This is a genomic window from Pigmentiphaga sp., from assembly GCF_033795525.1.
In the GTDB taxonomy this organism is placed as follows: Bacteria; Pseudomonadota; Gammaproteobacteria; order Burkholderiales; family Burkholderiaceae_B; genus Pigmentiphaga.
Map to the genome: position 1 here is coordinate 57,668 of NZ_JARYGM010000004.1, position 22,839 is coordinate 80,506.

General features: G+C 65.7%; 17 protein-coding genes and 1 pseudogene. 2 read left to right on the forward strand and 16 right to left on the reverse strand.

The features are described from left to right. Positions 1-15: 15 nt before the first annotated feature. From QHC78_RS12580 to QHC78_RS12590, 3 genes are read right to left on the reverse strand one after another with little or no spacing between them, the layout of a single operon-like run. Positions 16-3,405: a CapA family protein gene (locus QHC78_RS12580; protein ID WP_319745014.1), complete on the reverse strand. Its 3,390-nt coding sequence runs from the start codon at positions 3,403-3,405 to the stop codon at positions 16-18. Further along, on the reverse strand, positions 3,389-5,170 hold the full coding sequence (locus tag QHC78_RS12585) for a hypothetical protein (RefSeq protein WP_319745016.1): 1,782 nt from the start codon (positions 5,168-5,170) through the stop codon (positions 3,389-3,391). Before QHC78_RS12585 ends, QHC78_RS12580 begins: the two co-directional genes overlap by 17 nt. 44 nt (positions 5,171-5,214) lie before the next feature. Then, on the reverse strand, positions 5,215-6,261 hold the full coding sequence (locus QHC78_RS12590; RefSeq protein ID WP_319745018.1) for a hypothetical protein: 1,047 nt from the start codon (positions 6,259-6,261) through the stop codon (positions 5,215-5,217). A gap of 463 nt (positions 6,262-6,724) precedes the next feature. Here QHC78_RS12590 and QHC78_RS12595 point away from each other — a divergent pair. Then, positions 6,725-6,841, forward strand: a pseudogene (locus tag QHC78_RS12595) (2-hydroxy-6-oxo-6-phenylhexa-2,4-dienoate hydrolase); the annotation flags it as partial. 42 nt (positions 6,842-6,883) lie between these two features. Here QHC78_RS12595 and QHC78_RS12600 read toward each other — a convergent pair. From QHC78_RS12600 to QHC78_RS12625, 6 genes are all read right to left on the reverse strand, one after another. After that, complete coding sequence (locus QHC78_RS12600; protein ID WP_319745020.1) at positions 6,884-7,669, reverse strand: thiazole synthase; 786 nt, start codon at positions 7,667-7,669, stop codon at positions 6,884-6,886. A gap of 230 nt (positions 7,670-7,899) precedes the next feature. Continuing rightward, positions 7,900-9,813, reverse strand: coding sequence for a phosphomethylpyrimidine synthase ThiC (gene thiC, locus QHC78_RS12605; RefSeq protein ID WP_319745022.1), 1,914 nt, complete (start codon positions 9,811-9,813; stop codon positions 7,900-7,902). Positions 9,814-10,127: 314 nt separating this feature from the next. Next, positions 10,128-12,230, reverse strand: coding sequence for a TonB-dependent siderophore receptor (locus tag QHC78_RS12610; protein ID WP_319745024.1), 2,103 nt, complete (start codon positions 12,228-12,230; stop codon positions 10,128-10,130). Between the two features lie 192 nt (positions 12,231-12,422). Continuing rightward, positions 12,423-13,244: an ABC transporter substrate-binding protein gene (locus QHC78_RS12615; protein ID WP_319745026.1), complete on the reverse strand. Its 822-nt coding sequence runs from the start codon at positions 13,242-13,244 to the stop codon at positions 12,423-12,425. Further along, complete coding sequence (locus QHC78_RS12620) at positions 13,241-14,041, reverse strand: ABC transporter ATP-binding protein (protein WP_319745027.1); 801 nt, start codon at positions 14,039-14,041, stop codon at positions 13,241-13,243. Before QHC78_RS12620 ends, QHC78_RS12615 begins: the two co-directional genes overlap by 4 nt. Then, positions 14,038-14,784 (reverse strand): ABC transporter permease, encoded by a 747-nt coding sequence (locus QHC78_RS12625; RefSeq protein ID WP_319745029.1) that lies wholly within the window; start codon positions 14,782-14,784, stop codon positions 14,038-14,040. The genes QHC78_RS12620 and QHC78_RS12625 overlap by 4 nt, the downstream gene beginning before the upstream one ends. A 251-nt stretch (positions 14,785-15,035) precedes the next feature. Here QHC78_RS12625 and QHC78_RS12630 point away from each other — a divergent pair, with 251 nt between their 5' ends. Next, on the forward strand, positions 15,036-16,145 hold the full coding sequence (locus QHC78_RS12630; RefSeq protein ID WP_319745031.1) for a substrate-binding domain-containing protein: 1,110 nt from the start codon (positions 15,036-15,038) through the stop codon (positions 16,143-16,145). Between the two features lie 24 nt (positions 16,146-16,169). Here QHC78_RS12630 and QHC78_RS12635 read toward each other — a convergent pair whose 3' ends face one another. Genes QHC78_RS12635 through QHC78_RS12665 form a run of 7 tightly spaced genes read right to left on the reverse strand, consistent with a single transcriptional unit; the run spans position 16,170 to position 22,760 of the window. Continuing rightward, complete coding sequence (locus tag QHC78_RS12635) at positions 16,170-17,048, reverse strand: formate dehydrogenase accessory sulfurtransferase FdhD (protein ID WP_319745033.1); 879 nt, start codon at positions 17,046-17,048, stop codon at positions 16,170-16,172. Then, entirely contained in the window at positions 17,045-17,419 is a 375-nt protein-coding gene (locus QHC78_RS12640) for a hypothetical protein (protein ID WP_319745035.1), read from the reverse strand. Before QHC78_RS12640 ends, QHC78_RS12635 begins: the two co-directional genes overlap by 4 nt. Positions 17,420-17,474: 55 nt before the next feature. Beyond that, complete coding sequence (locus QHC78_RS12645; RefSeq protein WP_319745037.1) at positions 17,475-18,641, reverse strand: formate dehydrogenase subunit gamma; 1,167 nt, start codon at positions 18,639-18,641, stop codon at positions 17,475-17,477. A 12-nt stretch (positions 18,642-18,653) separates the two neighbouring features. Continuing rightward, positions 18,654-18,893: a hypothetical protein gene (locus QHC78_RS12650; protein WP_319745039.1), complete on the reverse strand. Its 240-nt coding sequence runs from the start codon at positions 18,891-18,893 to the stop codon at positions 18,654-18,656. Continuing rightward, entirely contained in the window at positions 18,893-19,558 is a 666-nt protein-coding gene (gene fdh3B / locus QHC78_RS12655) for a formate dehydrogenase FDH3 subunit beta (protein ID WP_319745041.1), read from the reverse strand. Before fdh3B ends, QHC78_RS12650 begins: the two co-directional genes overlap by 1 nt. A gap of 10 nt (positions 19,559-19,568) precedes the next feature. Further along, positions 19,569-22,541: a formate dehydrogenase subunit alpha gene (locus QHC78_RS12660; protein ID WP_319745043.1), complete on the reverse strand. Its 2,973-nt coding sequence runs from the start codon at positions 22,539-22,541 to the stop codon at positions 19,569-19,571. A gap of 15 nt (positions 22,542-22,556) precedes the next feature. Beyond that, entirely contained in the window at positions 22,557-22,760 is a 204-nt protein-coding gene (locus QHC78_RS12665; protein WP_319745045.1) for a twin-arginine translocation signal domain-containing protein, read from the reverse strand. Between the last annotated feature and the right edge of the window lie 79 nt (positions 22,761-22,839).

The window sequence follows — 22,839 nt, forward strand, 5'->3', positions numbered from 1 at the left end:
TCTATTTCCTCCTGGTCAGGCGGGCAGCACGATGCGCGGGCGGCCGGCGTCATCCGTTCCCCACTGGGCGGCATCCTTGCCGAAGGGCGCGTCCGATATCGCGACGCCTCGTTCCCGCAGCACGGTCAGCACGTGCTGGAATTCCGTGGGATCCACCGGCCGGGGTTGCCAGAACGTCCGGAGGTTGTCAGCCAGGATGGGATACAGGCCGATCTCGATTCCTCTTGCGTCTATGCCCAGGCGGGCGAGGAACCCATACGGAGGCATGCCCCGCGCCCGATATTCGCCGTCGCTGTTGAATACGCCGTTGCCGATGCTGTAGACGACCCATTTGCCATCGATCCGCTCGAATTCACCCAGCATGTGCGGGCCGGACCCGATGATGACGTCGGCGCCGGCTCCGACGAGTTCCCGCGCCAGCTTGCGTTGCGCGTCGGACGTCCAGGTGAAGTCGCTGCCCCAGTGCGCGAGCACGACGATCGTTGCGGGATCGGCCTGGCGCTTTTCCGCCCGTATCGCATCGAGCAGGCCGCCGGCAAGGCATGCCACGCCGCCCCTGGCGGGCATGGCGTAGTACCGGCAATCGTGTTCCATGTACTGCCGGAACCAATATGCGCTGAAGAACTTGCAAGTCCTGCCGCCGGCCTGGAGGACCAGCGGCGCCTCCGCCTCGTCGGCATCCCGGCCGGCGCCGAAGCGCGCGATGCCTGCCTCGTCGAACGACGCAAGCATTTCCGCCAGGCCCGCCAGTCCCGCATCGACGGCATGGTTGTTGCCCAGGGCCACCGCGTGGATGCCGGCTCGGCGCAATGCGGCGATGGAAAGCTCCGGGTCCCCCGTCAGCAGGAAGGGCTTGCGGCCAGCCAGCTCGGCGGCGCGGCGCCGCGACAACGCCGCCTCGAAATTGGCGATGTTGAAATCGCCTTCCGCCAGCATTTCCCCGAGCCCCGCGAAGGAGTGTCCATAGCCGTAGCGGGTGAGCCCGTCTTCGACGCCCCGCCGTTGCCGCCGCGCGCTGTACCACTCCCCGAAATAGGTATCGCCAAGGACGTTGACCTGCGCGGTCCGGCCCTCGCTGCCCGCCTGGAGCATGACCGGTCCGCCGGACGGGCTGCCGTCCGTTGCGGGGAAGAACGTCGCTTGCGCTGCCCTCAGGAGTCCGTCCAGCCGATAGTCGAGATTGAATGCGCCACTCGCGCCCGCTGCGCATGCAAGCACGTCGCGACCGCCGATGCGGCTGATGGCGAAACCCCAGCGCGGGCTGCCTCCCGAATTGAACGAGAAGTTCGCCCGGCCATCGGCCAGGAGGTTGCTCGAGTTCCGGAAGCTTTGGTTGGCGAATACCGCTTCGCTGGCGGAAAACCAGTGCAGGCGGTTTGGATAGTGTTTCCAGAAATGGCGGACGAGGCGCGCGATATCGGCCAGCGTGGTGCTTTGCCCGGTCTGTATCCGGCCGGAAACGTTCTTGAGGACCGTATGTTCCATGCCCAGCGCGCTAGCGAAGGCCTGCAGCTTGTCCAGCGCGGCGGCCGCCGACCCGTGCAGGTGGGCGGCCAGGGAAACCGCCGCATCCCGCGCGTTCCACACGGCAATGGCTCGGATGAGGTCGCCGACGGCCATGGCGCTTCCGGCGGGTACGCCCACGAGCGGGCCACCCTTGGCCGCCTTCGGGGAAACCGGGCGGACGGCGGCAGCATCGGCCGCGGCGACATCGCCTTGCGCCATGCGCTCGGCGCACAGCGCCACCAGCAGGAGCTGGCTCAGGTGCCGTGGCGAGAACACGCAGGCTTCGTTGGTCGCGCGCAGGACCTCGCCCGTCTCCAGGTCGACCAGCATGCCCGCCGACGTGCCGGCTGGCAGGGCCTGCAGCCGGGGTTTCGATGCGGGCCGGTCCGCCGCCTCCTGCAGCAGCTTGGGCATCGATCGGAATTCGGAAGCGCGCACGCTGCCCTTGACGAGAACCAGGTCGCCGTCGCGCAGGTAGTCCATCACGGTGTCGGCAAGATGGCGCGCATCCTGGAACAGCCCGCCGTTCATCGGCTCGGGCAGCCTTTCATGCACGGCCGCCATTTCCTCGCCGTGCATGAATACTTTGTCGAAGCCAGCGGCAATGATCGGCTCGACCAGGGAGGCGTGGAGTTCGGCGGCCCGTTCTCCCAGATTGACCATGCGCCCCAGCACCGCGACGCGCCGCGCGCCCCGGGCGACGGGGTGCATTCCCGCCACCTCGAACGCCGCCTTCATGGACGGAACCGCGGCGTTGTAGTTGTCGTCGATCATGTTCGCCTGGCCGCCGGCGCGAAGGGGCAGCGGCTTGCTTTCCAGCTTGCCGATGCTGCGGTACTCCGCCAGCCGCCTGGCTGCCGCCGCGACATCCAGGCCAAGCAGCTTGACCGCGGCGAGCACGGCTACCGAGTTCGACACCATGCCCTTGCCCGGGACTTCGAGGCGGTATGCGATTTCCTCCCCCTCGATCAGGAGACGCACCGTCGAGCCTTGATGATCCGCGAGGTGATCGATAACGCGGATGTCTGCCTCGGGGTGGAACCCGTAGGTGAGGACCTGGGCGCCGTAGTTGCGGACTTCGCTCGCCACGAAGTCGAACTCGTTCATGTCCCGGTTCAGGATCGCGTGGCCGCCGGGAACGAGCCCGTTGCATACGCGTGCCTTGAAACGGGCCGTATCCCGTTCGTCCCGGACGTTGGCTCCGACCTGGGTAATGCCGATTTCCGTGACGATGCCGATATGCGGCTTGATGCGCGGGCCTACTCCGCCATTGCGCATCCAGAGGGCCGACAGGGCGACCTCGAACACGGCAAAGTCCGGGTCGACGACGCATCGCGCCAGCGTGATCGAGGTTCCGGTGCGCGTGTTGTGGTTCCTGCGGGTGGCGATTACCGATCCCTCGTATCCCAGGACCATGGCCAGCATGTCCTTGGTGGTCGATTTGCCCACGGTTCCGGTGATCGCGACGATCTTGCCGGTCATCCGCCGGCGGGCTTCGTCGGCCATGATGCGCAGGACGTCGTAGGAATTCGTCACCACGAGCTGGGGAAACGTGTCGGGCAAGCCCTCGACGGGCCGCTGCACGATGGCGCCGCAGCATCGCTTATAGATGGTCTTCAACGTTTCGTGCGTGTCGGGCCAGCCGGAATAGATGCCGGTGTTCCCCGAGCCCTTGTGCCAGGTATCTTCGTCGATCGCGACGAAGAGGCACCGCTCCCCCTGCAGATCCGACTTGTTCGCCGTGATGGCGATATCGCGCGCCAGCCATCCTTCCCCGGGCGCGTTGAGCCACTCGCCGCCGAGCAGGGCCCTCAGCTCGTCCGCTTGCCAGACAACACGGTATTCCTGCGAGCGTGCGTCGGTACGCATGGCAGCCGACGTTTCAACGTTGGTAGACAAGCGTCCCTCCTTCTGTCTCCGGATCTGCGGCGGCCGGGCCGTGGCCCAAAGCGTCGGAGAGCGGGGCGATCAGTCTTACCGCCGGCGCGAAATCCTTGTTTTTCATGAAGTGATCGAACTCATAGAGAAGGGCGGCCAGGCAAGCCTGGCCCGGGATGACTTCGCGCAATGCCCGGCGGCCTGCAGCCGCACGCGCCAGCGCTGCGCGAAGCTGCCCATGGGCGCTCCGGGGCCAGCCTGCCCCGACCGGTTCCCAGCGCCAGCCGGACCAGTTGCAGACGACGGGCCGGCCTTCGAGACTGCCGATTCTTTGCTGATGCAACCGGGGAATGACGACTTGCCGAGGCATTTGCCGCAGCATGGCTTGTAGCGCCGGCCAGTGTTCGCGCAACCGGCCGAATGCCTCGGCCGACCGCGCGGGAACCAGCGTTTCCAGAAAAGCCAGGTCGACGGCGCCCAGCCGACCGGCGAGGTGAGGATGGCTGCGATCGTAGCGGTCGGCAAGATCCTCGGGAAGTTCGCATTCGAGCAGGCGTTCGCGGATGACGGGCAGCCGCACGGCCCGTTCTTCCGCGGTCATCCAATGGGCGTCGGCATGCCATCGGAAAACGAGGCAGGTATGGCCGTCAACCCCGTGGTCGGCGACGAGCGCGGGGGCCGGCCAGTTTCCGCCGGCCGTCCGGAGGATTTCCCCTTCGTGCTGGGCTAGCTCTTCCCGGCTGGCGTGATAGAGCTTGAGCAGCACGGACTGCCTGTGGCCGCCCGCCAGGCCGCTCGCCGTGACGGAGATGATTCGTGCGCCGCCGGCCAGCCTGCATTGGGTGGCGATTTCTCCCTCGGGCCGTCCAACGTGCGTGGCGAAGACGTCGCCGACCCAGTCCCGCAGGCGATCCCGTTCCAGCAGTGACTGGAAGGCGTCGTCGGCGGGCGCGGCCGGCTGCCAGGGAATGTCGGCGAGGAACAGCGCGCCGGCCTTGCTGCGCTGTTGCTCGAGGAGACCATATGTGCGATGAATGTGGGCCGAGAGCACAAGCGCCTGGCGAACCAGCAGCAGTGAAATGAAGACGACGATGGTATCAGGCAGGCTGTCGCGCGAGTAATCGGCGACTACCCACCCCACCGCATACAGGAAGCCAAGGCTCCACCAGCCATTTGCCCGGAGCTGGGGCGATTGGCGCGCGAGCCATGCTTGGCGGGCGGGGCCTTTGCACCATCGCGCCGCCATCAGGCCTCCGCACAGATAAGTGGCGAGCGCGAGCAGCAGCAGGGGGTAGAAAAGCAGCAGCCAGACTGCGATGAGCGCGCAGGACACGGCGGCGCCCATGGAGCGCAACAGGCGCCGGTAGAGGGCGGTCGCCAGCTCCCTGTGGCTGCCGAACAGCCCGGTCTTCCGATGGCGCGAAAGGATCGACCGCGCGCCGCGGCCGCAGACGCTCCCGATGCCCATTTCGCACAGCGCGTACGCCAGGAAAGCCGCCAATGCGCCGGCGCCGAGGATCCATGCGAGGTCGTCGGCCGGGTAGCCGCGCAGGAAGGCGGGTAGCAGCCGCGGGAGCGTATCCGAGCCGAGGATCATGAGCAGCTTCCAGGGTAATAGGACAGCCGCCAGGAGCGCGAGCTGGGACACGATGTGGAGCACGATGCACGACACGGCATGCATCGGCGTGAGCCGCATCAGCGAAAGGAGGACGCCGGCGAGCCAATGGCCCCGGCTGTTGATGGCTGACGGTCGCGCAAGCAACGGGCTGCATTCGGGAACCGTCATCTTTCACTGCCTTCGCTATTGTGCGTTCGTGGCTGGTAGGCCTGCTACTCAATATCCAGGAAGGCGTTCAACTCGGGATTGGAGGTGCCTGTCCGCCGGATTGCTCTTTGGACCGCGGCTAGAATGCGAGGATCGTGAGACGATGAGGTTTGATCGCTCTCTGCCCAGTTGTAGGAATTCCAGCCATTCAAGTGGGAAACGATATCGTCTTCAGCGTCGAGGGTCTGATATATCGCGCTGATCAGTGCAGCGCCCCTCAAAGTCTGATCCTTGATGACGGCGATGCCATCTGTGTATTGCTCCGATAGCAAATGGGCTGGGATCCGAAGACTGCCGTCTTCGCTTTCAACCAGGTCGATCAGCCTGCTCCAGAAGCGGTTCGCGTTTTGGCTGGTGGAGGCCGCTACCACTGTGGCCTGGAAATCGGGCAGCGTGCTTGGAAGCGTATAGGACGGACTTCCCAAGGGGTAGAACGGGCCCGGGCGCGATGCATATTCTGCCCATTTCGCTGTGGGCTCGTTCACCCATCCCCGTTTGAACAAGGTTTGGCCGTACTGGAACAGGTGGAACATTTCGTGCCCCACCACAAACCACTGCGTAGTGAACGTTCCGGAAAGCTCGAGATTCGACGAAACATCTACGCGAAGGGTGCAGTTAGGGCCCCGCCCCGGTGCGGACGGATAGTAAACCGCGCCGTCGTACGCTAATGCATTTGCGGAGATATTGAGCAGGTTTATATCAATTGTTTTGACGGCGCGGTACTTTGAGCTACCGAGAGGATCCCTGAAACCTAGCGCGTTGTATAGCTTGCGCGAGACATCCGCTTGCTTTGCCACGTTCTCAACATAATCGGGAACGCCGTTTCCATTGCCATCTACTTGAGAAAGGGGCGGCAGCCTATGATCAGTACCGCTGGCAGGAGCCTGCTGGGTGTAGAACACCCGTATATCCCCGAGCGAATAGACCTTCTCGAGCTTGTTGAGTTCGGCACTGCCTAGTGCAGCACAAGAGACAATCTCTTCCTGTGCCTGGGCAATATGGGCGGTCGTGAACAACAACGCTGCGCCGAGAGCGATCGTCAACTTGTGCATGTTACGGTCCCCGAGGTTTTGCGGTTGATCATCGGAATAATGCTCCATCCCTAACCAATACTGGCTGCGACGGCGTTCGCAAGTTTTTTATTTTCTCAAGCTTGGGATAAACGGGTTGAACCGGTTTCCCATCAACGGTAGCGCATTCTCCGGACGTCTCTTTCACGGATGAAGGCCAATGTTGGCACGGATATGAGCGCTCGCTTCGCGCGATTCTATCAGTGTTTCCGAAGAGAAAGCCGATGCAGTGTCAGGTTGAACCGGACACGCTGTCGGCGAATTCGGCAACACCTTGAACGTGTCAAGAAAGTGCGTGTTTTAGAGTGGTGGAAGCCACTCTTTTCCGGAGGGGAAAGCCGTCCCGATGGAACGGACGGTGTGGGGCCGCTCGGTAGACCATGCAAGCCGAGAGCGAGCGCGCTTATGATCGCCAGCCGCGCCGTCCAGCCAGAACCGCCAGCATGGGCTGCGCCTGCTGTGGGGACTGCCCAATGCCGAGCTGCATGTATTCAACCGCTGCGGGCATTGGGCGCAATGGGAGCATGCGGAGAAGTTTAACCGGATGGTGCTGGATTCGTGATACTGAGCGCGACCGGCATATCCGATGCCGCTGGTGATCCTATCAGGACTGAATCAACCCCGTCGTCGGCGAACTGGGCGAAGCACTGTACAGCTTCTTCGGCATGCGCCCCGCCAGATAGGCCTCGCGCCCGGCTTCCACGCCTTTCTTCATCGCGCTGGCCATCAGCACCGGATCCTTGGCCGCGGCGATGGCGGTGTTCATCAGCACGCCGTCGCAGCCCAGCTCCATGGCGATCGCCGCATCCGAGGCCGTGCCCACGCCCGCATCCACGATGATGGGCACGTTGGCCTGGTCGATGATGAGCCGCAGGTTCCACGGGTTCAGGATGCCCATGCCCGAGCCGATCAGCGAGGCCAGCGGCATGACCGCGACGCAGCCGATCTCTTCCAGCATGCGCGCCTGGATGGGGTCGTCGGTGCAATACACCATGACCTTGAAGCCGTCCTTGACCAGCGTTTCCGCCGCCTTCAGGGTTTCGGGCATGTTCGGGAACAGGGTGTGCGAGTCGCCCAGCACTTCCAGCTTCACGAGGTCATGCCCATCCAGCAGTTCGCGTGCGAGCCGCAGCGTGCGCACGGCGTCATCGGCGGTATAGCAGCCGGCGGTATTGGGCAGGATGGTGTATTCGCTGGGCGGCAGGTAGTCTAGAAGGCTCGGTTCGCCGGCGTTCTGGCCGATGTTGGTGCGGCGGATGGCCACGGTGACGATGTTGGCGCCGCTGGCGTCGATGGCGGCTTTGGTTTCGTCGAAGTCCTTGTACTTGCCGGTGCCCACCAACAGGCGGGAGGAATAGGTCTTGCCGGCAAGGGTGAATGTGTCTGTCATGGTTGAATCCTGAAACCTCTATCGATCATGCCCCGGCCCACAGCCGTGGCATTACGCTGCTTCAACCGGCTTGGCCCGGCAGGCGGCACAGCGGCATTGGGCCGCCCGAATCACGGGAAGTCCCGGCGAAGCCGGGACCCGGACCTCTGCCGCTGTGCCGCCTGCCGGGCCAAGCCGGTTGCGTCAGCGAGAAACGCTCTCAATGCAGTGTATCAAGCAGCCCTTATCGATCAGGAGCGGTGATAGATCTCCGCCCCCTTCTTCACGAACTCCACCGCCTTCTCCTGCATCCCCTTGCTCAGGGCCTCGGTCTCGCTCACGCCGATCTGCTCGGCGTATTCGCGCACGTCCTGCGTGATCTTCATGCTGCAGAAGTGCGGGCCGCACATCGAGCAGAAGTGCGCGACCTTCATCGAGTCCTTGGGCAGGGTCTCGTCGTGGAAGTCCTTGGCGGTGTCCGGGTCCAGTCCGAGATTGAACTGGTCTTCCCAGCGGAACTCGAAGCGCGCCTTGGACAGCGCGTTGTCGCGGACCTGGGCGCCGGGGTGGCCCTTGGCGAGGTCGGCGGCGTGGGCGGCGATCTTGTAGGTGATGATGCCGTCCTTGACGTCCTTCTTGTTGGGCAGGCCCAGGTGTTCCTTGGGCGTGACGTAACAGAGCATGGCCGTGCCGTACCAGCCGATCTGCGCCGCGCCGATGCCGGAGGTGATGTGGTCGTAGCCGGGCGCGATGTCGGTGGTCAGGGGGCCGAGCGTGTAGAAGGGCGCTTCGTGGCAATGCTCGAGCTGCAGGTCCATGTTTTCCTTGATCATGTGCATGGGCACATGGCCGGGGCCTTCGATCATGACTTGCACGTCGTGTTTCCAGGCGATCTGCGTCAGTTCGCCGAGCGTGCGCAGTTCGGACAGCTGGGCTTCGTCGTTGGCGTCGTAGATGGAGCCAGGGCGCAGGCCGTCGCCGAGCGAGAAGCTGACGTCGTAGGCCTTCATGATTTCGCAGATTTCTTCGAAGCGCTCGTACAGGAAGCTTTCCTTGTGGTGGGCCAGGCACCACTTGGCCATGATGGACCCGCCGCGCGAGACGATGCCGGTCATGCGCTTGGCGGTCATGGGCACGAAGGGCAGGCGCACGCCGGCGTGGATCGTGAAGTAGTCCACGCCCTGTTCAGCTTGTTCGATGAGCGTGTCGCGGAAGATTTCCCAGGTCAGTTCCTCGGCCTTGCCGTCGACCTTCTCCAGCGCCTGGTAGATGGGCACGGTGCCGATGGGGACGGGCGAGTTGCGGATGATCCACTCGCGGGTTTCGTGGATGTGCTTGCCGGTGGACAGGTCCATGACCGTGTCGCCGCCCCAGCGGATAGCCCAGGTCATTTTCTCGACCTCTTCCGAGATCGAGGACGAGACGGCCGAGTTGCCGATGTTGGCATTGATCTTGACCAGGAAATTGCGGCCGATGATCATCGGCTCGATTTCCGGGTGGTTGATGTTGGCCGGGATGATGGCGCGGCCGCGGGCCACTTCGTCGCGCACGAATTCGGGCGTGATGCGTGCGGGAATCGCGGCGCCGAAGGACTGTCCCGGATGCTGGCGGCCCAGCAGTTCGGCCAGGCGCTCGCCCTGCGGGCCGCTGGTGCGCAGGGATTCGATGTATTGCTCGCGCCGCAGGTTTTCGCGGATGGCGATGAATTCCATCTCGGGCGTGATGATGCCGCGGCGGGCATAGTGCATTTGCGTCACGTTGGCGCCAGGCTTGGCGCGCCGCGGCGCGCGGTGGAGGTCGAAGCGTAGTTCGGCCAGCTTGGGGTCGGCCAGGCGCTGCCGGCCGTATTCGCTGGTCGGGCCGTCGAGCTGTTCGGTATCGCCCCGTTCGGCGATCCAGGCTTCGCGCAGCGCGGGCAGGCCCGAGCGGATGTCGATCTTGGCCTGCGGGTCGGTGTAGGGGCCGCTGGTGTCGTAGACCGTGATGGGCGGATTTTTCTCGCCGCCGAACATGGTGGGCGTGTCCGACTGTTCGATCTCGCGGAAGGGCACGCGGATGTCGGGCCGCGAGCCTTGCTCGTAGATCTTGCGCGACTTGGGCAGCGGCTGGATGGCGGCCTGGTCGACCTGGGCCGTGGCGGCGAGGAACTTGGGATTGGCGTTCATGAGAGCTCCAAGAAAGGTTTCCGGAGCCGAACGAAGGAAGGAATTTTCCGGGAGTGCCGCGCCGGTCTAGCCGGCCGGGCGGGGGGTGGTGCATGCGGCCTGGGCGGGTGCCCGGACCGGGAACGGAGTTCCGCCGGAAAACGCTCCCTGCATCGGCATTATCCGTACAGGTGCTAAGGGTTTTTCTCACCCCGCCGGGCCGGCGCGAAGCCGGACGGCGAGGACCCCTGCGTCACGGGCGTAAGTATAGGCTTGTGGCGGGCAATGTCCAATGTTGGACGTGCCGCGATGCAGCATGGCGGGGCGCCGGTTCCTCAAAACTTATAGGTCGCGCTCGCGATGATGCTGCGCCGTGCGCCATACCAGCAGTCCCCGCGCGACAGGCATGTGGCCACGTAGGTCTTGTCGGTCAGGTTGTTGAGGTTGAGCGCGTAGCGCCAGCGATCGGTCTCGTACGAGACCATGGCGTCGAACAGTGTGACCGAAGGCGTGGTGGGCGCGGCGCCGTCGCGGAAGGAGCTCATCCAGCGCACGCCCGCACCGAGCGCAAAGCCGTGCACGTCGCCCACCGAGAAACGCCACTTGCCCCACGCGGCTGCCTGGTGGCGGGGGATGCCTTCGAGCGATTCGTCCAGGTCGATGTAGTTGTAGTGCGCGATGACGTCGAAGGCGCGCGTCAGCGATCCGCGGTATTCCAGTTCCAGGCCCTTGGTCTTGGTCGCGCCGACCTGGACGGAGTAGAGCGGGTTGACCGGGTCGCCGGCCAGCTGGTTCTTCTCTTTGAGCCGGTAGACCGAGGCGGTGGCGATGCGCCTGCCGTCGGCGGACTGGTGCTTGACCCCGACTTCCCACTGCTGTCCGCGCAGGGGCTTGAAACGCGTGCCGCTGCGGTCGGTGCCGGGGACGGGGGTGAAGGATTCGCTATAACTCACGTATGGCGCCCAGCCGTTGTCGGCCAGGTACATCGCGCCCAGCCGCTTGGTGGTGGCGCTGTCTTTTTCGTCGGCGCTGCCGGCCAGGCCGGAAGTGGCGCGGTCGTGGCGCAGGCCGGCGGTGACGATCCAGTGATCGCCTATCCGCATCTGGTCTTGCAGGTAGAGGCCGGCCTGGCGCAGCGTGTATTGCGGTTCCTGGCTCAGCGTGGGCGACGTGTAGTTGCCGTATACCGGCGCGTAGGCGTCGATGGTGTCATAGCCGAAGCCACTTTGGCGGTCGCGGCGGTAGCGGGTCCAGTCGAAGCCCAGGAGGATCTGGTGCTGCACGGCGCCCGTCTGCACCTTGCCTTTCAGGTGCTGGTCCAGCGTGTCGATGCGAACTTTGGTGATGCTGTCGTCGGCATAGCGGCCGATGATGCGCTGGTTGATGGGATCCTCGGCCCAGCCGCCCGGCAGGGTGAACGAGTCCGCATAGTGCGAGAAGTAGTCCACCTTGTTGTTGGCGTGGCGGAAGCCCTGGCTGAACGCCCATTGGTCGTTGAAGCGGTGTTCGAACAGCCAGCCGAACGAGCTGCGGCGGGAGTCGTAGCGGTCGCGGCCGGGCTCGCCGATGAAGCGGCTGGTGGGAATGCGGCCATTGGGGTTGTCGGTGCGCATGCCCGACCAGGGCAGGAACTGGGAGGTGGAGCCGCTTTCGTCTTTCTGCCACAGCCCCTGCAGCGTGAGCGAGGTCGAGGCGCTGGGGCGCCAGGTGAGCGACGGCATGACCAGGGTCCGGTTATCGGGCACGTAGTCCACCTGGGTATCGGCGTCGCGCTTGAGGGCCACCAGCCGGTACAGCCACTGGCCGTCGGCCGTGAGCGGCCCGGTGATGTCCACCTGCGCCTGCTTGCGGCCATGATTGCCCAGCTGGATGCCCGCTTCTCCCTGGAATTCGGCCAGCGGGCGCTTGCTCACCATGTTGACGATGCCGCCCGTGCTGCCTTGCCCGTACAGCATGGCGGAGGGGCCGCGCAGGACTTCCAGGCGTTCGAGGGTGTAGGGCTCGGTGCGGGTGGTGCTGGTGTAGTAGTCGTAGGCTTGGCGCAAGCCGTCGAGGTAGGTGTCGGGACTGGCGCCCCGGACGCGTACGGAGTCGACCCGCGAGTCCAGGCCGTAGGCGTCCGAGCGCACGCCGGCCGCGTAGCCCAGGGCGTCCTGGATACTGGTGGCGCCCTGGTCGACCATTTGGTCCCGGGTGACCACGGTGACGGACTGGGGCGTTTCCACGAGCGGCGTATCGGTCTTGGTGGCGGTGGCCGAGCGCTGGGCCGCATAGCCGTAGACCGGCCCGGTGGCGGTTTCGCGGTCGGTGGCGGCTTCTACCCGGATTTCCTGCAGCGTGGCGGGCGAGGATTCGGTTTGCGCGATGGCCGCGGCGGGAAGCAGTCCCAGCGCGACCGTCAGGCTGGCATGGCGCAGAGAAGAGGGGGCGGGTGGCATAGACGAGTCCCGGGTCCAATGTCGAAAATCAGTAATGGTAATCGTTCGCATTTTTATTTCAATATGGGATTTGTAAGAGGGCGACAGGTGGCGCACTTTTCCAGGCCGTCCGATAGGCAAAGAAAAGGGCGGCCACATGGGCCGCCCCGATGAACCCGGGCGTCACGCCCGGCGTTACGTCTGCTCGTGCTGCTATTGGTCGGCGTTGGGGAAGAACAATTGCTGGCCGTCGATCTTGTAGCCGGCGATGGCTTGCTGGCCGGCAGGCGAGATGATCCAGTCCACGAATTTCTGCGCAGGGGCAGCCTTGACGTGGGGATGCTTGGCAGGGTTGACGACCATGACGCCATATTGATTGAACAGGCGCTTGTCGCCTTCCACCAGGATGGCGAGGGTGCCGCGGTTCTTGAAGCTGAGCCAGGTGCCCCGGTCGGACAGCACATAGGCGCCGGTGGACGAAGCCATGTTCAGCGCGGGGCCCATGCCGCAGCCGCATGCCTTGTAGCCGTTGCCTTGCCTGCCGTCCAAGCCGGCCTGTTTCCAATACCGCAGTTCGGCGGCATGGGTGCCGCTCTTGTCGCCGCGCGAGATGAAGTCGGCGTTGGCGGAGGCGAGCTTCTTGAGGGCTTCGACGATGTCCTTGCCTTTGACGCCGGCGGGATCGCTGGCCGGTCCGATCAGCACGAAGTCGTTGTACATGACCGGGTAGCGCTTGACGCCATAGCCTTCGGCGACGAATTTTTCCTCGGCAGCCTGGTCGTGCACGAACAGCACGTCGGCGTCGCCCCGGCGTCCGGTATCCAGCGCCTGGCCGGTGCCTTGCGCGACGACCTTGATGTCGATGCCGCTGGCCTGCTTGAAGGCTGGCAGCAAGTGCGAGAACAGGCCCGATTGCTCGGTGGAGGTGGTCGAGGCCATGACGATGGTCTCGGCGGCGGCCGGTGCGCTGCCCAGGGCCGATGCCGCCACCAGGCAGGCCAGGACGGCGGGGCGCAGGCGATCGAACAACTTCATATTTTTTCTCCTTTGACGAATAGGTGCGCTTCTTCCGGCAGCGGGCCGTTGAAGAATCGATGCACGGGAAGGTCGGCCAGGATGCGTCCGCGTTCGAGGTAGACCACGCGGCTGGCCAGGCGCTTGACCTGGCCCAGGTTATGGCTGCTGAACACCATGGTCATGGACCGGCCGGCCCGCGGCCGGGCGAACTCCTGCATCAAGGCCTCCACCTCGCGCTTGGCATGCGGGTCCAGATTGGCAGTGGGTTCGTCCAGCAACAGCGCCTCGGGTTCCATGGCCCACGCGTGGGCCAGGGCCACGCGCTGCTGCTGGCCGCCGGACAGGGCCTTGGCGTTGCGGCGGGCCAGTTCGGCCATTTCCACGCGCGCCAGCGCCTCGAGCGCCGCCTGGCGCGCCCGGCGCCAGCCCATGCCGCGCAGCCAGAGGCCGAGCGCGACATTGTTCTGGACCGAGGTGCGCAGCATATGGGGCCGCTGGAAGACCAGCGCCTGCCGGTTGCGCGGCAGGCAGCGGGCGGTACCGGCGGTGGGAGCCAGCAGGCCGTGCAGCACGCGCAGCAGGGTGCTCTTGCCGCTGCCGTTCGCGCCTACCAGCGCAACGCGCTCGCCGGTATGGATGGCGAGCCGGATGCCGCGCAGCGCGGCTACCCGGCCGTAGTCGAGGTCGACGTCACGCAGGTCGAACAAGACCGGGCCCGCGACGGCCGGCGGGTCCGCAAGGCGTTCCGCGTCGCCCGCCGGCGGGATCGGCCCCGGAGGCCAGGCGGTGGCCAGGGTCGTATCCGGCCGCTTCATACCGTCGGGTCCGGCATGTGGCGTGCCCAGCCGCCTGCGCCCGCGTCGCGCCGTTCGCGCCAGCGGCGCAGGACGGCGATAAGCGTGTTGAGCACGAGGACGACGGCGAGCAGGATGATGCCCAGCGCCATGGCCAGGGGCAGGTCGCCCTTGGCCGTCTCGAGGGCAATGGCGGTCGTCATCACCCGGGTATAACCCTCGATGTTGCCGCCTACCACCATGACTGCGCCGACCTCCGATACGGCCCGGCCGAAGGCGGCGATGAGAATGGTGAGCAGAGCGAAGCGTTCATCCCAGGCCAGCAGCAGGCTGCGCATCAAGGTCCCCGCGCCGAGCGAGCGCAACTGCTCGCCGTGGCTGCGTTCCGCATCTTCCACCACCTGCCGGGTCAAGGCGGTGACGACGGGCAGGACGAGAATGGCCTGCGCCACCACCATGGCCTGGAACGAAAAGAGCCAGCCCAGGAAGCCCAGCGGTCCGGAGCGCGACAGCAGCAGATAGACCAGCAGGCCGACGACGACCGAGGGCAGCGCCAGCAAGGTGTTCAGCAAGGTGAGCACGGCGCCGCGCCCGGGAAAGCGGGCGACGCCCAGCCAGGCGCCCAGGATCAGGCCGCCCCCGCAGGCGAGCAGGCAGGCGCAGGCGCTGACGGCGAGCGACAGCCTGACGATGTCGAGCAGCACGGGGTCGAGGGAGGTGATGAGGCGCAGGGCGGTGGCTGCGCTTTCGGTCAGGGTGTTCATGCGAGCAATGGTGTTCTGTGGGGCGAGGGTAACGGATGCGGGGAGTTGGTGCGATATGAAGGGGGGTGCATAGGGGGCATTTCATTTCGGGGGGGCATTTCATTTCGGGGGCATTTCATTTCTTTTGACGGCCGAGAACGGGATGGCGGTGTCTACAATGGCGTGTCATGTGCCATTGGCGGGCTGCGTGGCTGTCATCTTTCTCCGGCAGTGGCGGGCCTAATGGCGGCGCTTTGGAATTGAATTACCCCATGCATCAGATCGAGCTTTCCTATACCTTCGGTGTGTCGCGTTCGCGCGGGGCGGGTATCCGTAATCCGTTGATGGACTTGCTGCACGCGGTGCGGGAGCATGGGTCGATCTCGGCGGCGGCCAAGGGTTTGGGGTTGTCTTATCGCCATGTGTGGGGCGAACTCAAGCGTTGGGAGGAGGATCTGGGGCATGCCCTGGTGGTGTGGGACAAGGGGCAGCCGGCGCGGTTGACCGAGTTCGGCAGCAAGCTGTTGTGGGCCGAACGGCAGGCTCAGGCGCGGCTGGCGCCGCAGATCGGGGCCTTGTATGCGGATCTGGAGCGGGCGTTCGCGGTGGCTTTCGATGACGCCGCCCATGTGGTGGCGCTGCATGCGAGCCATGACGATGCGCTGGCGGCCTTGCACGAGCATGCGGTGGCCAGCGACAAGCTGCATCTGGACATACGCTTTACCGGCAGCGTCGATGCGATCAAGGCGCTCAACGAGGGGCGCTGCGTGATGGCGGGATTCCATGCGCCGGCCGATTCTCCGCCCGGTTCGCTGGCCGAGCGCACCTACAAGCCGCTGCTGCGTCCGGGCCTGCACAAGATCATCGGGTTCGCGCAGCGCAGCCAGGGGTTGATGGTGGCGCCCGGCAATCCGCTAGGCATTGCCACGGTGGCCGACCTGGTCCGGCCTGGCGTCCGATACGTCAACCGCCCGCTGGGTACGGGAACACGGGTGCTGCTGGACGAATTGCTGGCCCGGCAGTCGGTGCCGCCGCAGGCGATTTCGGGCTACACGCACACCGAGCCGTCGCATGCCGCGGTGGCGCATGCCGTGGCTGCGGGCGCCGCAGATGCCGGCCTGGGCATCGAGGCGGCCGCGCGCGCGCATCGCGTGGATTTCATTCCACTGGTGTCCGAGCGCTATTTCCTGGTGTGCCTGAAGTCGACACTGGAGCAGCCCGCGACCCAGGCGCTGCTGGGCATCCTGCGCAGCCCGGCCTGGCAGCGCAAGCTGGCCGCGATGCCGGGGTACCAGCCCTTGCACAGCGGCGAGGTGCTGTCCATGCGGCGGGTGCTGCCCTGGTGGAACTTCCGCACGCCCAAGCCGGCCAAGCCTCGTTGACGGTGGGGCCGGAGGCGAGCGCCCTCAAGCGCCCTGGGGCGCCGGCCGGCCGGCCCGGGGTGCGGCGAGTTCCGGCTGCAGCACCAGGCGCCGCGGCGCGGTGTAGCAGAGAAAATGCTTGTTGGTGGCGCGGCCGATGGTGCAGAGGTCCAGGCGCTCGGCCAGTTCGTAGCCCATCTGCGTGATGCCGCTGCGCGAGACGATGATCGGGATGCCCATTTGCGCGGCCTTGATCACCATTTCGCTGGTGAGCCGGCCGGTGGTGTAGAAGACTTTGTCGTCGCCCGCCATCGTGGCCGGATCTTGCAGCCACATCCATCCCGCGATGGTGTCGATCGCGTTGTGCCGGCCGACGTCTTCCACGAACATCAGCATCTGTTCGCCCCGGAACAGTGCGCAACCGTGTACCGAGCCCGCGGACTTGTAGGTGGTTTCCTGCCGGCGGATGGCATCGAGCAGGCCGTACAGCTGCGCTTGCGTCAGCTGCGAGGCGGCGGGCAGGCGGATGTCTTCGAGCTCGTCCATCAGGCCGCCGAAGACGCTGCCCTGGCCGCAGCCGGTGGTCACCACGCGTTGCGCCGTGCGGGCTTCGATATCTTCTATCCCGTGCCGCGTTTGTACCGCCGCGGCGTGGACCTCCCAGTCCACGGTGACGGCCTCGACGTCGTCGATCGTGCGGACCAGGCGCTGGTTGCGCAGGTACCCCAGCACGAGCAGCTCGGGCATCGCGCCCAAGGTCATCAGGGTGACCAGTTCACGCTTGTCGACGTAGACCGTCAGCGGACGCTCGGCCGGGATGGAGGCAACCGAGCGTTCGCCGAACTCGTTGACCACCGCGATATCCCGCGTGAGCGGTGCCCCGGCGGCGGTCAGGAACGGACGGTGCCGGGACGGTGGCGTCACTTCTTGGGCGCGGCGGCGTCAGGCGTCTCGGTGTTGTGCGGCTGTGCGGCCGTTTCCGAGGGGGAATGGGCGCCCGCGGCTTCCAGCGGCTTGCGCTCCGGCGGCGAATAGACGAAGGGGCCGGGGTCGCTGCAGGGAGCGGTGGAAACCGGCTGTGGCGCGGGCTTGCCGGCATTGCGCGCGCTGGCGAAATAGGCGGCAGCGACCCGGTCCTGGGCCTGGCAGAGCTGGTAGCTGTCCACTTTGGCAGTCCAGGCAGCGCGCGCAGCGGTTTCGGCCGCCTTGGCCTGGGCTTCCGGGCTGGGCGGAGGAAGCTTGGCCAGCGCACTGGTGGAGAGGGCGGCCAAGAGCAGGGCGAATGCGGTTTTCATGCAAAGTCTCCTGTTGGGGGCCGTGATGCGTGCAGGTTTCCAGGGACGCGGCCGGTCAGGCGTTGGCAGGCCGGGTGTCCGGCTTCTTGCCGGCAGGCCGCGTGCGCTCGGCAGGAATCTTGCCCGCCTGGATGTCGTTGTACCAGAGTTCGTGGTGCTCTCGGGCCCAGGTCTCGTCCACGTAGCCGGTTTTCATGGCCTTGTAGGCGCCCCGCATGCCTATGGTCCCCAGGTAGATGTGGCCGAGGAACATGCACATCATCAGGATGGTCGCGACGGCGTGCACCATGTGGGCGATCTGCATGGTGCCGCGGGTATAGACCAGCCCCGGGATGACCCGGTCGAGCACCAGGCCCGAGCCGATCACGATGAAACCGAGGAACATCACGCCGCCCCAGAACACGAGTTTTTCGCCGGCGTTGAAACGGCCCGAGGGAACATGCTGGTTGTTGAAGAGGCCGCCGCCCTTGCGCAGCCAGACGATGTCGTCCCGCGAGGGCAGGTTGTCGCGGATGAAGGTGAAGAAGACCACCAGCAGCGATACGGCGAACAAAGGCCCGACGAAGTTGTGGAGGGTCTTCAGCGCCCAGGTCATCCAGCCGAACAGCGCGCTTCCCATGACCGGCAGCAGGAAGAACTTGCCGAAGGCCATCACCAGTCCGGAAATCGCGAGGACGACGAAGGCAACGGCATTGGTCCAGTGCGCCGCGCGTTCGAAATAGGTGAAACGCTCGATCCGGCGGCCGGTCTCGGCGCCGTGCACGGTGATGGGGCCCTTGGCGAAATAGAACAGCGCAATGGCCACCAGCACGATCAACAGCAGCGAGCCGCCGTAGGGAATCAGCCAGTCGTTGCGCACCTGGCGCCAGGCTTCGCCGGCCGTGGTGTAGGCCGAGCCGGGGTATTGCACGAAGCGCTGGATCAGCACGCCGGCTTCGGGGGCCTGGCTGCGCGGCAGGCTGCTATAGCCGGGTTCGCCGGAATTGACCAGGCGCCAGTTCGGCGCGTTGTTGCCCGGCTGGACCTGCGTGCGCTGGGCATTGGTCTGTTCGGCATAGCCCGGATCCTGGCTGGCGTCGGGCTTGACGTCGAAGATGTTGGCGCTTTGTATGGCGCCCATCGAGGTGCCGGAGGCCGGCGGCTGGGCGTCCGCCGCCGTGGCGGCCAAGGGGCCCAGCGTGGCGCCGCACAACGCGAGTGCGGCGAGTAGCGACCGTAACATGGCGTCCTCCGGTCAGTTCACTCGGGTGTATTCGTTCTGCCCCCGCTGGGCACGGACCTTGAGTTCCTGCGCCCAGCTGTTCCGGTCTCCCGGCTTCCATCCCGGCGCGGTGAACGCCGAGACGCCGGTGCCTTCGTAGGACGGCGCGTCGGTTTCCGTCTTGCCCTGGTGCAGGGTCTGCTCCCGTTCCGTACAGGCTGCCGTGCCCAGGACGAGCGTGATGGCGAGGAGGGTCGTCGCAGTCGCTTTCATTACTTGCCTCCGTTCGCGGTGCCGTTGGCGCCGTTGGCGCTTCCGCCGGGCTGGGCGTTCTGGGGAGGCTGGCCTGCCTGGCGCGAACCATAGGCGGTTCCCCAGCCCCAGACCTCGGCGCCCTTGCCGCGCATGACGACGCGGGTGCGGAAGATGTCGGCGATCACGTCGCCGTCGCCGCCCAGCAGGGCCTTGGTCGAGCACATTTCGGCGCAGGCCGGCAGCTTGCCTTCGGCCAGGCGGTTGCGGCCGTACTTCTTGAACTCTTCCTCGCTGCCGTGTTCCTCGGGGCCGCCGGCGCAGAACGTGCACTTGTCCATCTTGCCGCGTACGCCGAAGGTGCCCTGCGAGGGGAACTGCGGGGCACCGAACGGACAGGCGTACGAGCAGTAGCCGCAGCCGATGCAGGTGTCCTTGTTGTGCAGCACCACGCCTTCCTCGGTGTGGTAGAAGCAGTTGACCGGGCAGACCGCCATGCAGGGCGCGTCGCTGCAGTGCATGCAGGCGACGGAGATGGATTTTTCGCCGGGGACGCCGTCGTTCAGGGTGACGACCCGGCGGCGGTTCACGCCCCACGGGACTTCGTGCTCGTTCTTGCACGCCGTGACGCAGGCGTTGCATTCGATGCAGCGCTCCGCATCGCAGATGAACTTCATTCTGGCCATGGCGCGCTCCTTATGCCTTCTCGATGTTGCAGATGGTGGTCTTGGTTTCCTGCATCATGGTGACGCTGTCGTAGCCGTAGGTGGTACCGGTGTTGACTGCCTCGCCACGCACGATGGGAGCCGCCCCCGTGGGGTAGTAATCGAGCATGTCGGCGCCCTGCCAGCGACCCGAGAAGTGGAACGGCATGAAGGCGGTGTCCGGCGCGACGCGCTCGGTCACCAGGGCCTGGACGTTCAGCCGGGCGCCGGTGGGCGTGGTCACCCAGACGCGCGAGCCGTTGGTGATGCCCCGTTCCGCCGCCGCCTTCGGGTTGATCTCGACGAAGCTTTCCTGCTGCAGCTCGGCCAGCCAGGGGTTGGACCGGGTTTCCTCGCCGCCTCCCTCGTATTCGACCAGGCGGCCGGAGGTGAGGATGATGGGGAATTTCTCGTACAGCTTTTCATCGACGTTCTTCTGCTGCACCGACTTGTACAGCGTGGGCAGGCGCCAGAACGTCTTCATGTCGTCATGCGTCGGGTACTTGGCGGCCAGGTCGGGACGCGTGCCGTACAACGGTTCGCGGTGCTGCGGAATCGGGTCCGGGAAATTCCAGACCACCGCGCGGGCCTTGGCATTGCCGAAGGGATGGCAGCCGTGGTTCTTCATGACCACGCGGATGATGCCGCCGGAGAGGTCGGTCTTCCAGTTCTTGCCTTCGGCCTCGGCCTTCTCGGCGTCGGTCAGTTCTTCCCACCAGCCCAGCTTCTTGAGCAGCACGTGGTCGAACTCGGGATAGCCGGTCGGGATGTCGGCGCCCTTGGAGTGCGAGCCGTCCTCGGCCAGCAGGCTGGTGCCGTTGCGCTCGACGCCGAAGTTGGCGCGGAAGTTGCCGCCGCCGTCCATGACGTGCCGGGTGGTGTCGTACAGGTTGGGCGAGCCGGGATGCTTGAGTTCCGGCGTGCCGAAGCAGGGCCAGGGCAGGCCGAAGTAGTCGCCGGCGATGTCGTAGCCGGTTTCCTTGTCGACCACGCTGCCCTTGGCGCGCAGCGTCTTGACATCGAACGCGTGCATCAGGCGCATGTGGGCCTTCAGGCGCTCGGGGCTCTGGCCGGTATAGCCGATGGTCCAGTTGCTGCGGTTGATCTCGCGCAGGATGTCCTCGGGCACGGGCTCGTCCATGCCCTTGACCTTCTGCATCTTGTAGTTCTTGCACAGCTCGTTGGCGAAGCCGAGCTTCTGCGCGAGCTGGTACATGATCATGTGGTCGGTGCGGCTTTCCCACAGCGGCTCGATGACCTTCTCGCGCCATTGCAGCGAGCGGTTCGACGCCGTGCAGGAGCCGCTGGTCTCGAACTGGGTGGCGGCCGGCAGCAGGTAGACGGCGCGGTTGGGATTGAGGTCTTCGCTGCGGCCCGGCATGGCGGCCATCGCGGCGGTCGCCGACGGGTAGGGATCGATCACGACCAGCAGGTCCAGCTTGTCCATGGCCCGCTTCATCTCCAGCCCGCGCGTCTGCGAGTTGGGCGCGTGGCCCCAGAAGATCACGGCGCGCAGGTTGGGATCCTGGTCGATGAGCTCGTTGTTTTCGAGCACGCCGTCGATCCAGCGCGACACGGTGATGCCGGACTTGGTCATCATCGCGGGCGAGGCGTAGCGGCCCTTGATCCAGTCGTAGTCGACGTCCCAGACGCGGGCGAAGTGCCGCCACGCGCCTTCGGCCAGGCCGTAGTAGCCGGGCAGCGAATCGGGGTTGGGGCCGACGTCGGTCGCGCCCTGCACGTTGTCGTGGCCGCGGAAGATGTTGGCGCCGCCGCCCGAGATGCCGATGTTGCCCAGCGCCAGCTGCACGATACAGGAGGCGCGCACCATGGCATTGCCGATGGTGTGCTGGGTCTGGCCCATGCACCAGACCAGCGTGCTGGGCCGGTTCTCGGCCATGGTCTTGGCGACTTCGTAGACCGTGGCTTCGTCCACGCCGCAGACTTCCTGAACCTTGTCCGGCGTCCACTTGGCCAGGACCTCGGCCTTGACGTCATCCATGCCGTAGACGCGGGCCTGGATGTAGTTCTTGTCTTCCCAGCCGTTCTGGAAGATGTGATAGAGCACGCCGAACAGGAAGGCCACGTCCGTGCCGGAACGGATGCGCACGTACTTGTCGGCCTTGGCGGCGGTGCGCGTGAAGCGCGGGTCGACCACGATGACCTTGCAGCCGGTTTCCTTGGCGTGCAGCAGGTGCAGCATGGAGACCGGGTGGGCTTCGGCAGCGTTCGACCCGATGTAGAGCGCCGCCTTGGCGTTCTGCATGTCGTTGTACGAATTGGTCATGGCCCCGTAGCCCCACGTATTCGCCACGCCGGCGACCGTGGTGGAGTGGCAGATGCGGGCCTGGTGGTCGCAGTTGTTGCTGCCCCAGAAGCTCATGAACTTGCGCAGCAGGTACGACTGCTCGTTGCTGTGCTTGGACGAGCCGACCACGTAGACCGAATCCGGGCCGCTTTCCTTGCGCAGCGCCAGCATCCGCGCCGAGATTTCCTCGAGCGCGGTGTCCCAGCTGATGCGTTCGTACTTGCCGTTGACCAGCTTCATGGGGTAGCGCAGGCGATGCTCGCCGTGGCCGTGCTCGCGCACCGACGCGCCCTTGGCGCAGTGCGCCCCGAGGTTGATGGGGGAGTCGAAGACCGGTTCCTGCCGGACCCAGACGCCGTTTTCCACCACGGCGTCGATGGCACAGCCGACCGAGCAGTGGGTACAGACCGTGCGCTTGACTTCGACCTTGCCCTTGCCGGTGCCGGCCTGCTGCCCCGCATCGGCAGCGGTGGCCTTCTTGACCAGGTTGAGCTGGGTGGCGGCGAGGCCGGCGCCTATGCCCAGGCCCGAGCGCCGCAGGAAGGTGCGGCGGTCCATGGTGGGCAACGCGTGCGCCATGCCGCGGCGCAGGCTGTGCACGAAGGGGGACGAGGATTGGCCGGAAGCGCCGGCGCTCGCTTTCTTGGTCAGCAACATGCCGTGCTCCGATAGTTAGACCAGCGTGGACTTGTAGTAGCGCTTGACGTGGTCCGTGACGCTGTAGCCGCCCCCCTTCTTGGGCGCAGGCTTGGCAACGGGTTCGGCAGCGGGTTCGGGGCGCATGGAAGGTGCGATGACAGCTCCTACGGCAGCGGCGCCGACGGTGGCGGCGCCTACGAAGAACCCCCGGCGGGATATCTTGGCGGTCTTGGTCATGTCTGTCTCCGTTGGGGCTGGGACATATGAAATACAGTGCATACTGTACCGCTTGTAACCAGTTACAGGCAATTGTCGC

Excerpts from the sequence above, each read along its gene's own strand:
- QHC78_RS12585 (WP_319745016.1), bottom strand. The coding sequence starts at position 5,170 with ATGACGGTTCCCGAATGCAGCCCGTTGCTTGCGCGACCGTCAGCCATC.
- QHC78_RS12590 (WP_319745018.1), bottom strand. The coding sequence starts at position 6,261 with ATGCACAAGTTGACGATCGCTCTCGGCGCAGCGTTGTTGTTCACGACC.
- QHC78_RS12600 (WP_319745020.1), bottom strand. The coding sequence starts at position 7,669 with ATGACAGACACATTCACCCTTGCCGGCAAGACCTATTCCTCCCGCCTG.
- thiC (WP_319745022.1), bottom strand. The coding sequence starts at position 9,813 with ATGAACGCCAATCCCAAGTTCCTCGCCGCCACGGCCCAGGTCGACCAG.
- QHC78_RS12610 (WP_319745024.1), bottom strand. The coding sequence starts at position 12,230 with ATGCCACCCGCCCCCTCTTCTCTGCGCCATGCCAGCCTGACGGTCGCG.
- QHC78_RS12615 (WP_319745026.1), bottom strand. The coding sequence starts at position 13,244 with ATGAAGTTGTTCGATCGCCTGCGCCCCGCCGTCCTGGCCTGCCTGGTG.
- QHC78_RS12620 (WP_319745027.1), bottom strand. The coding sequence starts at position 14,041 with ATGAAGCGGCCGGATACGACCCTGGCCACCGCCTGGCCTCCGGGGCCG.
- QHC78_RS12625 (WP_319745029.1), bottom strand. The coding sequence starts at position 14,784 with ATGAACACCCTGACCGAAAGCGCAGCCACCGCCCTGCGCCTCATCACC.
- QHC78_RS12630 (WP_319745031.1), top strand. The coding sequence starts at position 15,036 with ATGCATCAGATCGAGCTTTCCTATACCTTCGGTGTGTCGCGTTCGCGC.
- QHC78_RS12640 (WP_319745035.1), bottom strand. The coding sequence starts at position 17,419 with ATGAAAACCGCATTCGCCCTGCTCTTGGCCGCCCTCTCCACCAGTGCG.
- QHC78_RS12645 (WP_319745037.1), bottom strand. The coding sequence starts at position 18,641 with ATGTTACGGTCGCTACTCGCCGCACTCGCGTTGTGCGGCGCCACGCTG.
- QHC78_RS12650 (WP_319745039.1), bottom strand. The coding sequence starts at position 18,893 with ATGAAAGCGACTGCGACGACCCTCCTCGCCATCACGCTCGTCCTGGGC.
- fdh3B (WP_319745041.1), bottom strand. The coding sequence starts at position 19,558 with ATGGCCAGAATGAAGTTCATCTGCGATGCGGAGCGCTGCATCGAATGC.
- QHC78_RS12660 (WP_319745043.1), bottom strand. The coding sequence starts at position 22,541 with ATGTTGCTGACCAAGAAAGCGAGCGCCGGCGCTTCCGGCCAATCCTCG.
- QHC78_RS12665 (WP_319745045.1), bottom strand. The coding sequence starts at position 22,760 with ATGACCAAGACCGCCAAGATATCCCGCCGGGGGTTCTTCGTAGGCGCC.